The sequence below is a fragment of the Neomesorhizobium albiziae genome, from assembly GCF_900114255.1.
Lineage (GTDB): Bacteria > Pseudomonadota > Alphaproteobacteria > Rhizobiales > Rhizobiaceae > Neomesorhizobium > Neomesorhizobium albiziae.
The window spans coordinates 373,828-386,056 of the sequence record NZ_FOSL01000002.1 but is presented as its reverse complement, the minus strand read 5'-3'; the positions used below and the strand labels follow the sequence as shown (position 1 = coordinate 386,056).

The 12,229-nt window shown below is 63.5% G+C and carries 14 protein-coding genes and 1 tRNA gene; 6 read left to right on the top strand and 9 right to left on the bottom strand.

Features of this window, described 5'->3' with window-relative positions:
• Window positions 1-11 precede the first annotated feature (11 nt).
• Complete coding sequence (ubiE, locus tag F3H98_RS05485; RefSeq protein WP_149759100.1) at window positions 12-788, bottom strand: bifunctional demethylmenaquinone methyltransferase/2-methoxy-6-polyprenyl-1,4-benzoquinol methylase UbiE; 777 nt, start codon at window positions 786-788, stop codon at window positions 12-14.
• 112 nt (window positions 789-900) lie between these two features.
• Here ubiE and F3H98_RS05480 point away from each other — a divergent pair, with 112 nt between their 5' ends.
• From F3H98_RS05480 to F3H98_RS05465, 4 genes are all read left to right on the top strand, one after another.
• Window positions 901-1,872: an adenosine deaminase gene (locus F3H98_RS05480; RefSeq protein WP_149759099.1), complete on the top strand. Its 972-nt coding sequence runs from the start codon at window positions 901-903 to the stop codon at window positions 1,870-1,872.
• 130 nt (window positions 1,873-2,002) lie between these two features.
• The gene (gene upp / locus F3H98_RS05475) at window positions 2,003-2,632 is read left to right on the top strand and encodes a uracil phosphoribosyltransferase (RefSeq protein WP_149759098.1); all 630 of its coding nucleotides are present in this window, start codon (window positions 2,003-2,005) and stop codon (window positions 2,630-2,632) included.
• Window positions 2,633-2,708: 76 nt separating this feature from the next.
• On the top strand, window positions 2,709-3,104 hold the full coding sequence (locus tag F3H98_RS05470; protein WP_149759097.1) for a lysozyme inhibitor LprI family protein: 396 nt from the start codon (window positions 2,709-2,711) through the stop codon (window positions 3,102-3,104).
• A 115-nt stretch (window positions 3,105-3,219) separates the two neighbouring features.
• Window positions 3,220-3,783: a TIGR02281 family clan AA aspartic protease gene (locus F3H98_RS05465; protein ID WP_149759096.1), complete on the top strand. Its 564-nt coding sequence runs from the start codon at window positions 3,220-3,222 to the stop codon at window positions 3,781-3,783.
• 27 nt (window positions 3,784-3,810) lie between these two features.
• Here the strand turns inward: F3H98_RS05465 and deoA are convergent, their stop codons facing one another.
• The 6 genes from deoA to F3H98_RS05435 are packed head-to-tail and all read right to left on the bottom strand — an operon-like array spanning window position 3,811 to window position 10,015.
• On the bottom strand, window positions 3,811-5,130 hold the full coding sequence (gene deoA, locus F3H98_RS05460) for a thymidine phosphorylase (RefSeq protein ID WP_149759095.1): 1,320 nt from the start codon (window positions 5,128-5,130) through the stop codon (window positions 3,811-3,813).
• Window positions 5,131-5,176: 46 nt separating this feature from the next.
• Window positions 5,177-5,983 (bottom strand): purine-nucleoside phosphorylase, encoded by an 807-nt coding sequence (locus tag F3H98_RS05455; protein ID WP_149759094.1) that lies wholly within the window; start codon window positions 5,981-5,983, stop codon window positions 5,177-5,179.
• Complete coding sequence (cdd, locus tag F3H98_RS05450; RefSeq protein WP_149759093.1) at window positions 5,980-6,372, bottom strand: cytidine deaminase; 393 nt, start codon at window positions 6,370-6,372, stop codon at window positions 5,980-5,982. The genes F3H98_RS05455 and cdd overlap by 4 nt, the downstream gene beginning before the upstream one ends.
• A gap of 10 nt (window positions 6,373-6,382) precedes the next feature.
• Entirely contained in the window at window positions 6,383-7,345 is a 963-nt protein-coding gene (locus tag F3H98_RS05445) for an ABC transporter permease (protein ID WP_149759092.1), read from the bottom strand.
• 1 nt (window position 7,346) lies between these two features.
• Window positions 7,347-8,486: an ABC transporter permease gene (locus tag F3H98_RS05440; RefSeq protein ID WP_149759091.1), complete on the bottom strand. Its 1,140-nt coding sequence runs from the start codon at window positions 8,484-8,486 to the stop codon at window positions 7,347-7,349.
• A complete protein-coding gene (locus F3H98_RS05435) occupies window positions 8,483-10,015 on the bottom strand; it encodes an ABC transporter ATP-binding protein (protein WP_149759090.1) in 1,533 nt (510 codons plus the stop codon). The genes F3H98_RS05440 and F3H98_RS05435 overlap by 4 nt, the downstream gene beginning before the upstream one ends.
• Before the next feature lie 133 nt (window positions 10,016-10,148).
• Here F3H98_RS05435 and F3H98_RS05430 point away from each other — a divergent pair, with 133 nt between their 5' ends.
• Together F3H98_RS05430 and F3H98_RS05425 are read left to right on the top strand one after the other, a co-directional pair.
• Complete coding sequence (locus tag F3H98_RS05430) at window positions 10,149-10,595, top strand: acyl-CoA thioesterase (protein WP_244621611.1); 447 nt, start codon at window positions 10,149-10,151, stop codon at window positions 10,593-10,595.
• Window positions 10,592-10,816: a SlyX family protein gene (locus F3H98_RS05425; protein ID WP_149759089.1), complete on the top strand. Its 225-nt coding sequence runs from the start codon at window positions 10,592-10,594 to the stop codon at window positions 10,814-10,816. The genes F3H98_RS05430 and F3H98_RS05425 overlap by 4 nt, the downstream gene beginning before the upstream one ends.
• A gap of 107 nt (window positions 10,817-10,923) precedes the next feature.
• Here the strand turns inward: F3H98_RS05425 and F3H98_RS05420 are convergent.
• Window positions 10,924-11,000, bottom strand: a tRNA-Arg gene (locus F3H98_RS05420).
• A 258-nt stretch (window positions 11,001-11,258) separates the two neighbouring features.
• A complete protein-coding gene (locus F3H98_RS05415) occupies window positions 11,259-12,152 on the bottom strand; it encodes a D-alanyl-D-alanine carboxypeptidase family protein (protein WP_149759088.1) in 894 nt (297 codons plus the stop codon).
• Window positions 12,153-12,229 lie beyond the last annotated feature (77 nt).

The following is a 12,229-nucleotide window of genomic DNA, read 5'->3' as shown; positions in this document are numbered from 1 at the left end:
CGGACCGTCCGTCAAAGCTTCCAGCCCGAATGAAGGGCCGCGATGCCGCCGGAATAATTGCGGAAGCTGACGCGGTCGAAGCCGGCGTTCCGGATCATGGCGGCGAAATTCTCCTGGTTGGGGAATTTGCGGATCGATTCCACCAGATAGGAATAGGGCTCACCGTCACCGGTCACAATCTGGCCGATGCGCGGGATGGCGTTGAAGGACCAAGCTTCGTAAACCTTGTCGAGCAGCGGCATGTCGACCTCGGAGAATTCCAGGCAGAGGAACCGGCCGCCGGGTTTCAACACGCGGTACGCTTCCGCCAGAGCGGTTTCGATGCGCGGCACATTGCGGATGCCGAAGGCGATCGTATAGGCGTCGAAGGTCTCGTCGGCGAAAGGCAGTTCCTCGGCATTGGCCTCGACGAAATCCGTGTTGGCCGTCAGCCCCTGCTTCTCGGCGCGCTCGCGGCCGACGGCAAGCATCGACCCGTTGATGTCGAGCACCGTGGCGTGCCCCTGACGGTTGGTGGCCTCAACGATGCGGAAGGCGATGTCGCCGGTGCCGCCAGCGACGTCGAGCAATTGCCAGCCCGGCCGTTTCGGAGGGTTGAGCCAGGCGACAAGCGCGTCCTTCCACAGCCGGTGCAAGCCTCCCGACATGAGATCGTTCATCACATCATAGCGGTTGGCGACGCGGTGAAAGACATCGTTGACCAGCGACTGCTTGTCGCCGGCGCCGACCTGCTTGTAGCCGTAGGACGTTTCCATGCCCCCGGCGGCTGTCGTGCGCTGTTCTGACATTTTTGTGACCTGCCTAATTTCGGCGGGACCATAGCCGATCGTCATAGCGGGCGCTATTGTTTAAGGCGCGGTGAAGAGCCGCGCTCCAAGATGCGCATGACGAGGATGCCGAATGGTTTTGAAAGCAGAGCTGCACTGCCACATCGAAGGTGCGGCAGCGCCCGACCTCGTCCTCAAGCAGGCGCAGAAATACGGCAAGGACGTTTCCGCCTTCATCAAGGACGGCTCCTTCGTCTGGCATGATTTTACCTCGTTCCTCGCCGCCTACGATGGCGCTTCCGACCTTTTCCGCAGCGAGGAAGACTATGCGCGGCTGTCCGAGCACTATCTCACCAGCCTCGCCCGCGATGGCTGCATCTATTCGGAATTCTTCACCTCGCCCGACCATGCGTTGAAATCGGGCATCTCGCCGGCGGCCTACACCAATGCACTGGGCGAAGGCATGCAGCGCGCCAAAGCCAAGACCGGCATCGAAAGCCGCATGATCGTCACCGGAGTGCGCCATATCGGGGTCGAATCGATCGAAGCGTCGGCGCGTTTCGCCGCCCGTTGCGGTCATCCGCTGGTCACCGGCTTCGGCGTCGCCGGCGATGAGCGGATGGGCAGTTTCGAAGATTATGTGCGGGCTTTCGAGATCGCGCGCGAGGCGGGGCTCGGCATCACCATCCATGCCGGCGAGCTGTGCGGCTGGGAAAGCGTGCAGGGCGCGCTCGACCACATCAGGCCGTCGCGCATCGGCCATGGCGTCAGGGCCATCGAGAACCTCGACCTGGTGAAGCGCATCGCCGACGAGGGCATCGTGCTGGAATGCTGCCCGGGCTCCAATGTCGCGCTCGGCGTCTTTGGCAGTTTCGAAGACCATCCGTTCCCGAAACTGCGCGACGCCGGCTGCAAGGTGACGCTCAACTCCGACGATCCTCCCTATTTCTGGACGTCGCTGAAGCGCGAATACGATATCGGCCGCGACAATTTCCGCCTGGACGACAAGGCGCTGACGGCGGTGACGCGGACCGCGATCGAGGCGGCTTTCGTCGACAAGAAAACCAGGGCGGCCCTTTTGGCGCGGCTCAACGGCGGCCGGTGAATGGTGAGCTTGGCGGGAGCGGCAGCCCCGTCAACTGTGGACCTTCACGCTCTTCATCCGACAAAGACTCGCAAAACCATTCGCCATTCACTATTCACCATTCATCTCTTTTGTTGCCGGAGCTGAGACCATGAAGGGCGTCACCGTCGTCGACCATCCGCTTGTCCAGCACAAGCTCACCATCATGCGCGACAAGGAAACCTCGACGGCGGGGTTCCGGCGGCTGCTGCGCGAGATCTCGCTGCTGCTCGGCTACGAGGTGACGCGCGATCTCGAACTCACCACCAAGACCATCGAAACACCGATCGAAACGATGGAAGCTCCGATCCTGGAAGGCAAGAAGCTGGTCTTTGCCTCGGTGCTGCGCGCCGGCAACGGCCTGCTGGAAGGCCTGCTCGACCTGGTGCCGGCGGCGCGTGTCGCCCATATCGGGCTTTACCGCGACCACGAAACGCTGGAAGCGGTGGAATATTTCTTCAAGGCGCCGAGCGATATCGGCGACCGGCTGGTTATCGTCGTCGACCCGATGCTGGCGACGGCCAATTCGGCGATCGCAGCGATCGACAAGCTCAAGGGCCGCGGCGCCACCAATCTGCGTTATCTCTGCCTGCTGGCCGCACCGGAAGGCATCGAGCGCTTCACCAAGGCGCATCCTGACGTGCCTGTCTACACGGCGGCGATCGACCGGCAGCTCAACGAGAAGGGCTATATCGTGCCCGGTCTCGGCGACGCCGGCGACCGGCTGTACGGCACGAAGTGATTTGACCCGCGGGCAATTGCTGGTCTCCTGGCCTCGCGCTAAGTCGTTGTGACAGGGTGGGGCAAGGAGAGTCCGCATGAAAATCATCCTTCCTCTTGTTCTGACCGCCGGAGTGCTTGCCGTTCTGCCGGCGCACGCCGACGACATCTACGACAAATGCATCAAAGACAGCGACGGCACCAACACGGCCTGGGGTGCGTGCGGTGGCGACTGGATGGCGCGGGCGGACAAGGCGCTCAACGATGCCTGGAAGAAGTTGCATTCCGCGATAACCGACGACGCGACCGCCAAGGCCCTGCTCGATGAGCAGCGCGTCTGGAACGGTTACAAGGAAAAGTCCTGCCTGTTTTATGCAAGCGGCTATTTCGGGCGTGAGGGAGAGGTGCTGAGCTATCCGGCCTGCCGGGCCGCAGTCATCGAGGCGCGGACCACCGACCTCAACGCATATTTCGCGAACACACAGCCGCAATAGAACTCTTTACCGTTTGTTAAGGCAGTGGCGCGGTTCCGGACCGGCGGCGCACGGAAACTTGCGTCGCGTTAAGCACGACGCGCTACGATCGGGCTGCTATCATCGCGGATCTGCCATGCGCAATTTCGTCATTCTCGGGCTCGCGGTTGCCGCGTCGGTGGCGATCCCGGCCGTCTACCAGTCCGACCCTGAGGCGTTTCACCAGTTCTTGAAGCCGGCGGGAGAAGCCACGGTCGCGCCTGCCGAGCCGGCGCCGGCCCTGAAAATCGTGGCCAGCCCGGTCCCGGCGGCGCCGGAAGTCCTGCTCGGCAGGAAGGTGAAAGTCTCCGCCGATGCGCGGGGACATTTCATCGCCGATTTCAAGCTCAACGGCCGCAGCGTCGAGGGTATCGTCGACACCGGCGCAACAACGGTCGCCATCAACCGGTCGACGGCTCGCCATATCGGCATTTCGCTCCGCAAGGACGATTTCAAACACGAGGTGAAGACCGCCAATGGCGTCACGCGTGCAGCGGGCGTCGTCATCGAGCGCATGCAGATCGGCCGCATCGTGGTGGAGAACGTCCCTGCCGCCGTGCTGGAGGACGCCGCGCTCGACGGCACCCTGGTAGGCATGAGTTTTTTGAGCCGCCTGTCGAAATTCCAGGTGGAGGACGGCGCGCTGCTTCTGGTGCAGTAGCTATGCTCTAGAGCCCCGCTTTCGGGATCATGCCCTGGCGCCGATGCGGCGAATGACCGACTTCTGCGCCGGCGGCCGTGCATGGCCGATCGTGTAGGCCGCCTGCACTTTTGCGACAGCCGCCTCGGCATCGCTCTCCCGGCGCGCATGCACCAGCGCCAGGGTATCGCCGCGATGCACTTCGGCACCCATCGGCAGGAGCCGCGTGATGCCCACCGCATGGTCGACCGGTTCGTCGTGCCGCATTCGGCCACCGCCTAGCGCCACCACCGCCAAGCCTATGTCGCGCGTCGCTACCCCGGTTACGAAGCCGTCGCTGCCAGACGACACGGGACGCTCGACCGGCGCCTTCGGAAGATATCTTCCGGAACTCTCGACGAAATCAGTGGGGCCGCCGAGCGCTGCGACCATGCGCCCGAAAGCTTCCGCGGCCTTGCCGCTCTCCAGCGCTTCGGTGGCACGGGTCATGCCTTCCCGGTTGGAGCCGGCAATGCCCGCCGACTGCAGCATCTCGGCGGCAAGCGCCAGCGTGACCGCGAGCAGGCGCCGGTCGCGATAGCGGCCGGTGAGGAAATCGACGGCATTGGCCACTTCCACCGCGTTGCCGGCGGCCGAAGCCAGCGGCTCGTTCATGCCGGTGATCAGCGCTGTGGTGTTCAACCCCGCGCCGTTCGCCACTTCGACCAGGGAGGTCGCCAGTTCGGTGGCGTCGCGGCTCCTGGCCATGAATGCGCCGTTGCCAAGCTTGACGTCGAGCACCAGCGACTGCAGTCCGGCGGCGAGCTTCTTCGACAGAATGGAAGCGGTGATCAGCGGCACTGATTCCACCGTCGCGGTGACATCGCGGATGGCATAAAAACGCTTGTCGGCCGGCGCAAGGTCGGCCGTCTGGCCGATGATGGCGAAGCCGGTCTCCCGCACCGCCTTGCGGAACAAGGCGTTGCCGGGCTGGCTGGTGTAGCCCGGGATCGAATCCATCTTGTCCAGCGTGCCGCCGGTGTGGCCTAAACCGCGGCCGGAGATCATCGGCACAAAGGCGCCGCATGCCGCCACGATCGGCGCCAGCATCAGCGAAACATTGTCGCCGACGCCGCCGGTGGAATGTTTGTCGGTGACAGGGCCGGGCAAATCCGACCAATCGAGCACATCGCCGGAATCGCGCATGGCAAGCGTCAGCGCTACCGCCTCGGCGCGGCTCATGCCCCTGAAGAAGATCGCCATGGCGAGTGCCGAAATCTGGCCCTCAGTTACCGCGCCCGAGGCTATTCCGCTGACGAACGCCGCGATCTCCTCGGCCGACAGAGGCAGGCTGTCGCGTTTGCGGCGGATGATTTCCTGGGGAAGCATCGGCCCTGACCTTCACTCTCCCGCAAGGGAGAGTGTGAGCGCGTGCTCAACCATCCAGCAATCCCCTGCTGAAAACCTCGCGCAAGATCGTCGCCAGACGCTTGCCGCCAAGCGGCGCCATGTCCTTGGTTTCCTGATGAGAGAGTTCGCCGCCGGTCATGCCCGCGGCGAGATTGGTGATGACGGAACAGGCAGCGACACGCAGCCCGCAGAAACGGGCGAGGATGACTTCAGGCACCGTCGACATGCCGACAGCATTGGCGCCGAAGACGCGGGCCATGCGTATCTCGGCCGGCGTCTCGAAGGACGGGCCGGAAAACCACATGTAGACGCCCTTGTGCAAGGCTGTGCCGGTGGCTGCCGCGGCCTCCTCGATGGCGGCACGGATGCCCGCGTCGTAAGCCTCGGTCAGGCCGACGAAACGGCGGTCGGTCGGCTCACCAAACAGCGGGTTGGAGCCGGAGAAATTGATGTGGTCGGTGATCAGCATCACCGATCCCGGCGGCATGTCCGGCTCCAGCGATCCGGCGGCATTGGTAAGGATCAGGTGCGTGATGCCGATGGCGGCCAGCGTCTCGATAACCGGGCGCATGGCGGCCGCATTGCCGTGCTCGTAATAGTGGGCGCGGCCCGCCAGCATCAGCACCGGCGCGCCGGCGAAATGACCCGCGACGACTTCGCCTGCGTGGCCGGTGACGCCGCTCTTCGGAAAGCCCGGCAGGTCGGCGTAGGAAATGCGCACCGCGTTCTCCACCTCGTCGACGAGACCGCCAAGACCGGAGCCGAGAACCAGTGCGGCCCTTGGCGCCAGTCCGCCCAACCGCTCGACAAGACGATCGATCGTTTCTTTCATTTCAGCATCTCGCCCCTGAAGCCAAAGGGAAGCATTTCACCCATGGTGACGGTTTCGACGATGCCGTCGTCATCGCACAGATGGATCTTCGCCTGCGGCCCGGCGAATTCGGCCAGGCGCTGGCGGCAGCCGCCGCAGGGCGTGATGCGCGCCATGCGCTCGGCGACCACCACGATTTCCGAAATCCTGCCGCCGCCGGCCATTACATAGTGGCCGAGCGCGGTCGTCTCGGCGCACCAGCCTTCCGGATAGGAAGCGACCTCGATGTTGGCGCCGGCGAAAATACGGCCGTCCTCGGTGCGCAGCGCCGCGCCCACCGGGAAATTCGAATAGGGCGCATGGGCTTTCGCCATCGCCGCTTTCGCTGCGAGAAACAGATCGTGGGACATTGCTTCGTTCTCAGCGCTCTTTCACATAAGGCACGCCGCCAGCGCGCGGCGGGATCGCCTTGCCGATGAACCCCGCGAGCAGGACGATGGTCAGGATGAAAGGCAGCGCGTTGATGAACTGCACCGGAACCTTGCCTATGACGGGCCACGGCATGCCCTGGAAGCGGATCGAGGCAGCGTCGAGGAAGCCGAACAGCAGGCAGGCGAACATTGCGGGCACCGGCTTCCATTTGGCGAAGATCAGTGCGGCGAGCGCGATGTAACCCTTGCCGGCGGTCATGTCCTTGACGAAGCCTGCATTCTGCGCGACCGACAGATAGGCGCCGGCGAGGCCGGTGAGGATGCCCGTGCAGATGACGGCACGATAGCGGAGCCAGGTCACCGAAATGCCCGCGGTATCGACGGCCGCCGGGTTTTCGCCTACGGCGCGCAGCCGCAAGCCGAAGCGGGTGCGAAACAGCACCCACCAGGTGAACGGCACCATCAGGAAGGCCACGTAGACCAGGATCGAATGGCCGGAAAGCAGTTCGGAATAGATGGTGCCGATGACCGGCACGTCGCGCAATGCCGCCGCACCCGGCAGTTCGATGGCGTTGAAACGCGAATCGCCAGCAAGCGGAGGCGTGCGGCCGCCCTGCCGGAACCAGGCCTGTCCGAGAATGATGGTTGAGCCTGCGGCAATGAAGTTGATGGCGACGCCGGAAACGATCTGGTTGCCGCGGTGGGTGATCGACGCGAAACCGTGCACCAGCGCCAGAAAGACCGCGATGCCGACCGCGGCGAGCAGCCCAATCCAGGCCGAGCCGGAAACCGCCGCCGCCGAGGCGCCGGCAAAAGCGCCAGCCAGCATCTTGCCTTCGAGGCCGATATCGAAGACGCCGGCCCGCTCGGAATAGAGACCGGCAAGGCAGGCAAGCAGCAGCGGCACCGAAACGCGGATTGTGGCGTCGAGAAGTTGGACCAGTGCATCCATCTCAGGCGCCCTCTCCCTTGGCCGCGGGAACGCCCATCGATCGCGGACTGACTGACGCAAGTGCTGCCTGGACGGCCGGCCGGAACATGTGTTCCAGCGCGCCGGCGAACAGGATCACCAGCCCCTGGATGATGACGATCATGTCGCGGCTGATGTTGGGCATTTCGAAAGCGAGTTCGGCGCCGCCCTGGTAGAGCATGCCGAAGAGGATGGCGGCCGGCACGATGCCGACCGGATGCGACCGGCCCATCAGCGCCACCGCGATGCCAACGAAGCCGGCGCCGGCGACGAAATCCAGCGACATGTGATGCTGGTCTCCCATGATCGGGTTGAGCGCCATCATGCCGGCCAGCCCGCCCGAGATCATCATGGTGATGATGATGATGCGGCTTTCGAAGATGCCGGCATACCGTGCCGCCTTCGGGCTGAAGCCGTAGGTGCGGATTTCGTAGCCGAGCTTGGTGCGCCAGATCAGCGCCCAGACGAACACAGCCATCAGAAGAGCGAGCAGGAACGAGATGTTGAGCGGCGCCGAGCGGACTGAGAGGCCGAGCGCCTCCAGCAGGAAGTTGAGCTTGGGCAACTGGCCGCCGGCGAGGAAATCGCGCGTCTGCGGCGCCATCGAGCCCAACGGCTTCAGCACGTCGACCAGAAGGTAGACCATGACCGAAGCGGCGATGAAATTGAACATGATGGTGGTGATGACGATGTGGGAGCCGCGCTTGGCCTGCAGATAGGCCGGGATCAGGGCCCACAGCGCGCCGACGAGCGCCGCACCGGCGATCGCCAGCGGAAAGGTCAGCCACCAGGGCAGCACGCTGTCGAAGGTGAGCGCGACCAGCGAAACGCCGAGACCGGCTATATAGGCCTGCCCTTCGCCGCCGATATTGAACAGGCCAGCGTGAAACGCCACCGCTACGGCGAGACCCGTAAAGATGAAGTTGGTCGCGTAATAAAGCGTGTAGGCGATATTCTGGCCGCTGCCGAAGGCGCCGTCCACGAGAATGACTGCGGCACGCAGCGGGTTTTCGCCGACCAGCAGCACGACCAGCCCGGCAACGGCAAAGGCAACGAGAAGGTTGAGCACCGGGATCAGCCCGTAGTCGGCCCAGGCGGGCAGCTTGGCAAAGGGCGTGCTCATTCCGCGGCCTCCTTGTGCTCGACGCCGGCCATCAGCAGGCCAAGCTCGCCCTCTGTCGCGTCAGGGCCGCGCTCGCCGACGACACGGCCGGCGAACATGACGAGAATGCGGTCGGACAGCGAGCGTATTTCGTCGAGTTCGACCGAGACCAGAAGCACCGCCTTGCCGGCGTCGCGCATGGCGATCAGCCGCTTGTGGATGAACTCGATGGCGCCGACATCGACGCCGCGCGTCGGCTGACCGACGATCAGGACACCGGGGTCCTGCTCCATCTCGCGGGCGAGCACGATCTTCTGCTGGTTGCCGCCGGAAAAATTGGCGGTCTTGAGTTTCGGGTTGCCGGGGCGGATATCGTATTTCTCGATCTTGTCCTTCGCGTCGGCCATGATCGCTTCGATATTGAGGAACGGCCCCTTCAGATATTTCGGGTCGTCGTGGTAGCCGAGGATCGAATTCTCGTTTTCCTCGAAGGCAAGCACCAGCCCGACATGATGGCGGTCTTCCGGCACATGCGCCAGGCCGCGGTCGCGCAACTCGCCCGGATCGGCGACGCCGATGACGTCGATCGGCTTGCCATCGAGCATGACGCTGCCCGAAATGGCGCGCCGAACTCCCGCGATCGCCTCGATCAGTTCCGACTGGCCGTTGCCGGCAACACCGGCAATGCCGACGATCTCGCCGGCGCGCACGTCGAAGGAAACGTCGTCGACCATCGTCACGCCGCGCGAATCCTTCACCGTCAGGTTCTTGACCGACAGCTTGAATTCACCGGCTTTCGCCTCACCCTTTTCGACACGCAGCAGCACGCGGCGGCCGACCATCAGCTCGGCCAGTTCCTCGACCGTGGTTTTCTTCGTCTCGCGGGTGGCGACCATGGTGCCCTGACGCATGACCGACACATTGTCGGTGATCGCCATGATCTCGCGCAGCTTGTGGGTGATGAGCACGACCGTTTTGCCCTGATCCTTCAGCTGCTTGAGGATACGGAACAGATGGTCGGCTTCCGCCGGCGTCAAGACGCCGGTCGGCTCGTCAAGGATCAGGATCTCGGCGCCGCGATAGAGCGCCTTGAGGATTTCCACGCGCTGCTGCAGACCGACCGGCAGTTCTTCGATCACCGCGTCGGGGTTCACCTCGAGGCCATATTCGCGTTCCAGCCGCTCCAGCTCCGAGCGCGCCTTGGCGATGGAAGTCTTCAACAGCGCCTCGCCCTCGGCGCCCAGGATGATGTTTTCCAGCACCGTGAAATTCTCGACCAGCATGAAATGCTGATGCACCATGCCGATGCCGACCGCGATGGCGTCGTTGGGCGTCTTGATCGCCGTCGGCTTGCCACCGACACGAATCTCGCCGCTGTCGGCCTGATAGAAGCCATAAAGGATCGACATCAGCGTCGACTTGCCGGCGCCGTTTTCCCCAATGATGCCGTGGATGGTGCCGCGCGGAATCTCCAGGTGGATATCGCGATTGGCGCGCACCGCGCCGAAACTCTTGTTTATGCCGATGAGTTCGATTGCAGCTTCCGCCATATGCGGGCCCCACCTCTCCATTATTATTTTTATCGTTCGGTCAAATTTTTAACATGCCGGCGTTCCCTTGCCAATCGGCCCGGCTGTCCGGCCACTCTCGACAAATCCCTGCCTGCTTGTCAATTTCGAAGCCATGACCGACCCCACAAATCGCTTCCCACCGGGACGCCGCGACGCTTACCGGACGTTTCTTGCGATCGCAACACGCTGGATGGACAACGATCCCTACGGCCACATGAACAACGTCGTGCACTATTCGCTTTTCGATACGGCGGTGAACAGGTGGCTGATCGAACAGGGCCTGCTCGATTTCCGGGATGGCGAGCAGATCGGCCTGGTCGTCGAAACCGGCTGCCGCTACTTTGCCGAACTTGCCTTCCCGGATATCGTCAATGTGGGTATCCGCGTGGGCAAACTCGGTTCCTCCTCGGTTCGCTACGAGGTCGGGCTTTTCCGCAATGACGAGCCGACGGCCGCAGCCGAAGGTTTCTTCGTGCATGTCTATGTCGACCGCGTCACGCGGCTCCCAACACCGCTCAGCGAGAAGCTGCGCGCGGCTTTGCAAGGAATCCAGTCATGATAGCGCCAATCACGACCGCGAAGGACGAGCGGCTGACCACGCTCGAAATCCGCAATGCGGAACAGGAAAAGACCATCGAGGAACTGTCCAGCCAGATAGCCGATCAGTGGAAGGTCATCGAACGGCTGCAGAAAAAGGTCGACACGCTGACCGAGCGGTTCCTGGCGCTGGAGGAACAGAGCGCGCCGGGCCACGAAGCGACCAAGCCGCCGCATTGGTAAAAACGGGGCTGTGCGAAGCTTTCTTTCGTTCCGTCGCACGAAGTCCCCTTGGCCCGCCAGCCATGGACGACAACTCAAGAAAAATCAGAGTACTTTAGGGAGTTAGCTGGCGCACCCGACAGGATTCGAACCTGTGACCTCTGCCTTCGGAGGGCAGCGCTCTATCCAGCTGAGCTACGGGTGCCAGCCTGAGCCGATCGCTCGTTCAGGCAAATACCGGTCCGAAGCAGGTCCGGACCTCGGGCTTCATATCCGAAGCGGTGGCGGGCTTCAACCGGCAAAAACCATCGGCTTCGGTTGCGGGGCGCCGATCAAGCGGCTTGCTTGGCGGCACAAGGCCGGCCGTGACGGGTTCGGGTCGAACGCTGTTGCTTCGGTGGCGCCGATGCGAGTGAAAATCCATGCTGCCCTCGGCGGCGGTTTGGACGCGGGCAGGAGGGCGTCATCTCATCGCAAGAAGGCCGCCTCCTTGCCGCGAGGCCGCCGGCAGATAGCGGGCGATCAGGTCCTCGACCTGCGCGTTGCGCGATCTGGCGGTCTCGCCGCCCATCACCACGACGACAAGCCGTCGGCCATCGGTCTGGACCGAGGTCACGATGTTGTAGCCGGAGGCCCGGATATAGCCGGTCTTGATTCCATCGACGCCGTGCACCCGCCCGAGCAGGTCGTTGTGGCCGCGCACCGTCTTGCCGCGGAAGGCGAACTCGCTTGCCGAAAAATAGGCGTACTGGTTGGGAAACCGGCTGCGCAAGGCGATGCCAAGCAGCGCCATGTCGCGCGCAGTCGTACGCTGGGCGTCGTCGGGCAGGCCCGATGCGTTGCGGAAAACGGTTCCGGTCATGCCGAGCTGGCGCGCCCTGGCCGTCATCTGCGCGGCGAACTGGTCCTCGGTGCCGCCGAGATATTCGGCAACCGCGGTGGCGACATCGTTTGCCGATTTGGTGCACAGCGCCTGGATGGCGGACTGCACGGAAATCGTCTCGCCGGCCCGGAAGCCGATCTTCGACGGCGGACGCGCCGCCGCATAGGCAGACACCGGGATCTCTGTCGCCAGGGAGACGCGGCCCTGCCCCATGGCCTCGAACAGCATGTAGAGCGTCATCATCTTGGTCAGCGAGGCGGGATAGCGGGTCGCCGTGGCGCTGGACTGGAACAGCGTATTGCCGTTGTTGGCGTCGACGACGATTACCGCATGTTTCGATGTCGGAGCGAAATTCGTCACCACGGCAGGCGAAGGCTGCAAGGCCTCGGTGGTCGAACAACCGGCGACCAGCAGCGCCAGAATGAGGATTGCCGGCTGGAAGCCCGACCGGAGATTGTCAAGAAAGCTGTTCAAGAACGACCTGCCTGAAGATGATGGCGACCAGGTTGCAAAGAATGTCCATCGCAATTCGCAACAACCTAACCCAACAG

Excerpts from the sequence above, each read along its gene's own strand:
- ubiE (WP_149759100.1), bottom strand. The coding sequence starts at position 788 with ATGTCAGAACAGCGCACGACAGCCGCCGGGGGCATGGAAACGTCCTAC.
- F3H98_RS05480 (WP_149759099.1), top strand. The coding sequence starts at position 901 with ATGGTTTTGAAAGCAGAGCTGCACTGCCACATCGAAGGTGCGGCAGCG.
- upp (WP_149759098.1), top strand. The coding sequence starts at position 2,003 with ATGAAGGGCGTCACCGTCGTCGACCATCCGCTTGTCCAGCACAAGCTC.
- F3H98_RS05470 (WP_149759097.1), top strand. The coding sequence starts at position 2,709 with ATGAAAATCATCCTTCCTCTTGTTCTGACCGCCGGAGTGCTTGCCGTT.
- F3H98_RS05465 (WP_149759096.1), top strand. The coding sequence starts at position 3,220 with ATGCGCAATTTCGTCATTCTCGGGCTCGCGGTTGCCGCGTCGGTGGCG.
- deoA (WP_149759095.1), bottom strand. The coding sequence starts at position 5,130 with ATGCTTCCCCAGGAAATCATCCGCCGCAAACGCGACAGCCTGCCTCTG.
- F3H98_RS05455 (WP_149759094.1), bottom strand. The coding sequence starts at position 5,983 with ATGAAAGAAACGATCGATCGTCTTGTCGAGCGGTTGGGCGGACTGGCG.
- cdd (WP_149759093.1), bottom strand. The coding sequence starts at position 6,372 with ATGTCCCACGATCTGTTTCTCGCAGCGAAAGCGGCGATGGCGAAAGCC.
- F3H98_RS05445 (WP_149759092.1), bottom strand. The coding sequence starts at position 7,345 with ATGGATGCACTGGTCCAACTTCTCGACGCCACAATCCGCGTTTCGGTG.
- F3H98_RS05440 (WP_149759091.1), bottom strand. The coding sequence starts at position 8,486 with ATGAGCACGCCCTTTGCCAAGCTGCCCGCCTGGGCCGACTACGGGCTG.
- F3H98_RS05435 (WP_149759090.1), bottom strand. The coding sequence starts at position 10,015 with ATGGCGGAAGCTGCAATCGAACTCATCGGCATAAACAAGAGTTTCGGC.
- F3H98_RS05430 (WP_244621611.1), top strand. The coding sequence starts at position 10,149 with ATGACCGACCCCACAAATCGCTTCCCACCGGGACGCCGCGACGCTTAC.
- F3H98_RS05425 (WP_149759089.1), top strand. The coding sequence starts at position 10,592 with ATGATAGCGCCAATCACGACCGCGAAGGACGAGCGGCTGACCACGCTC.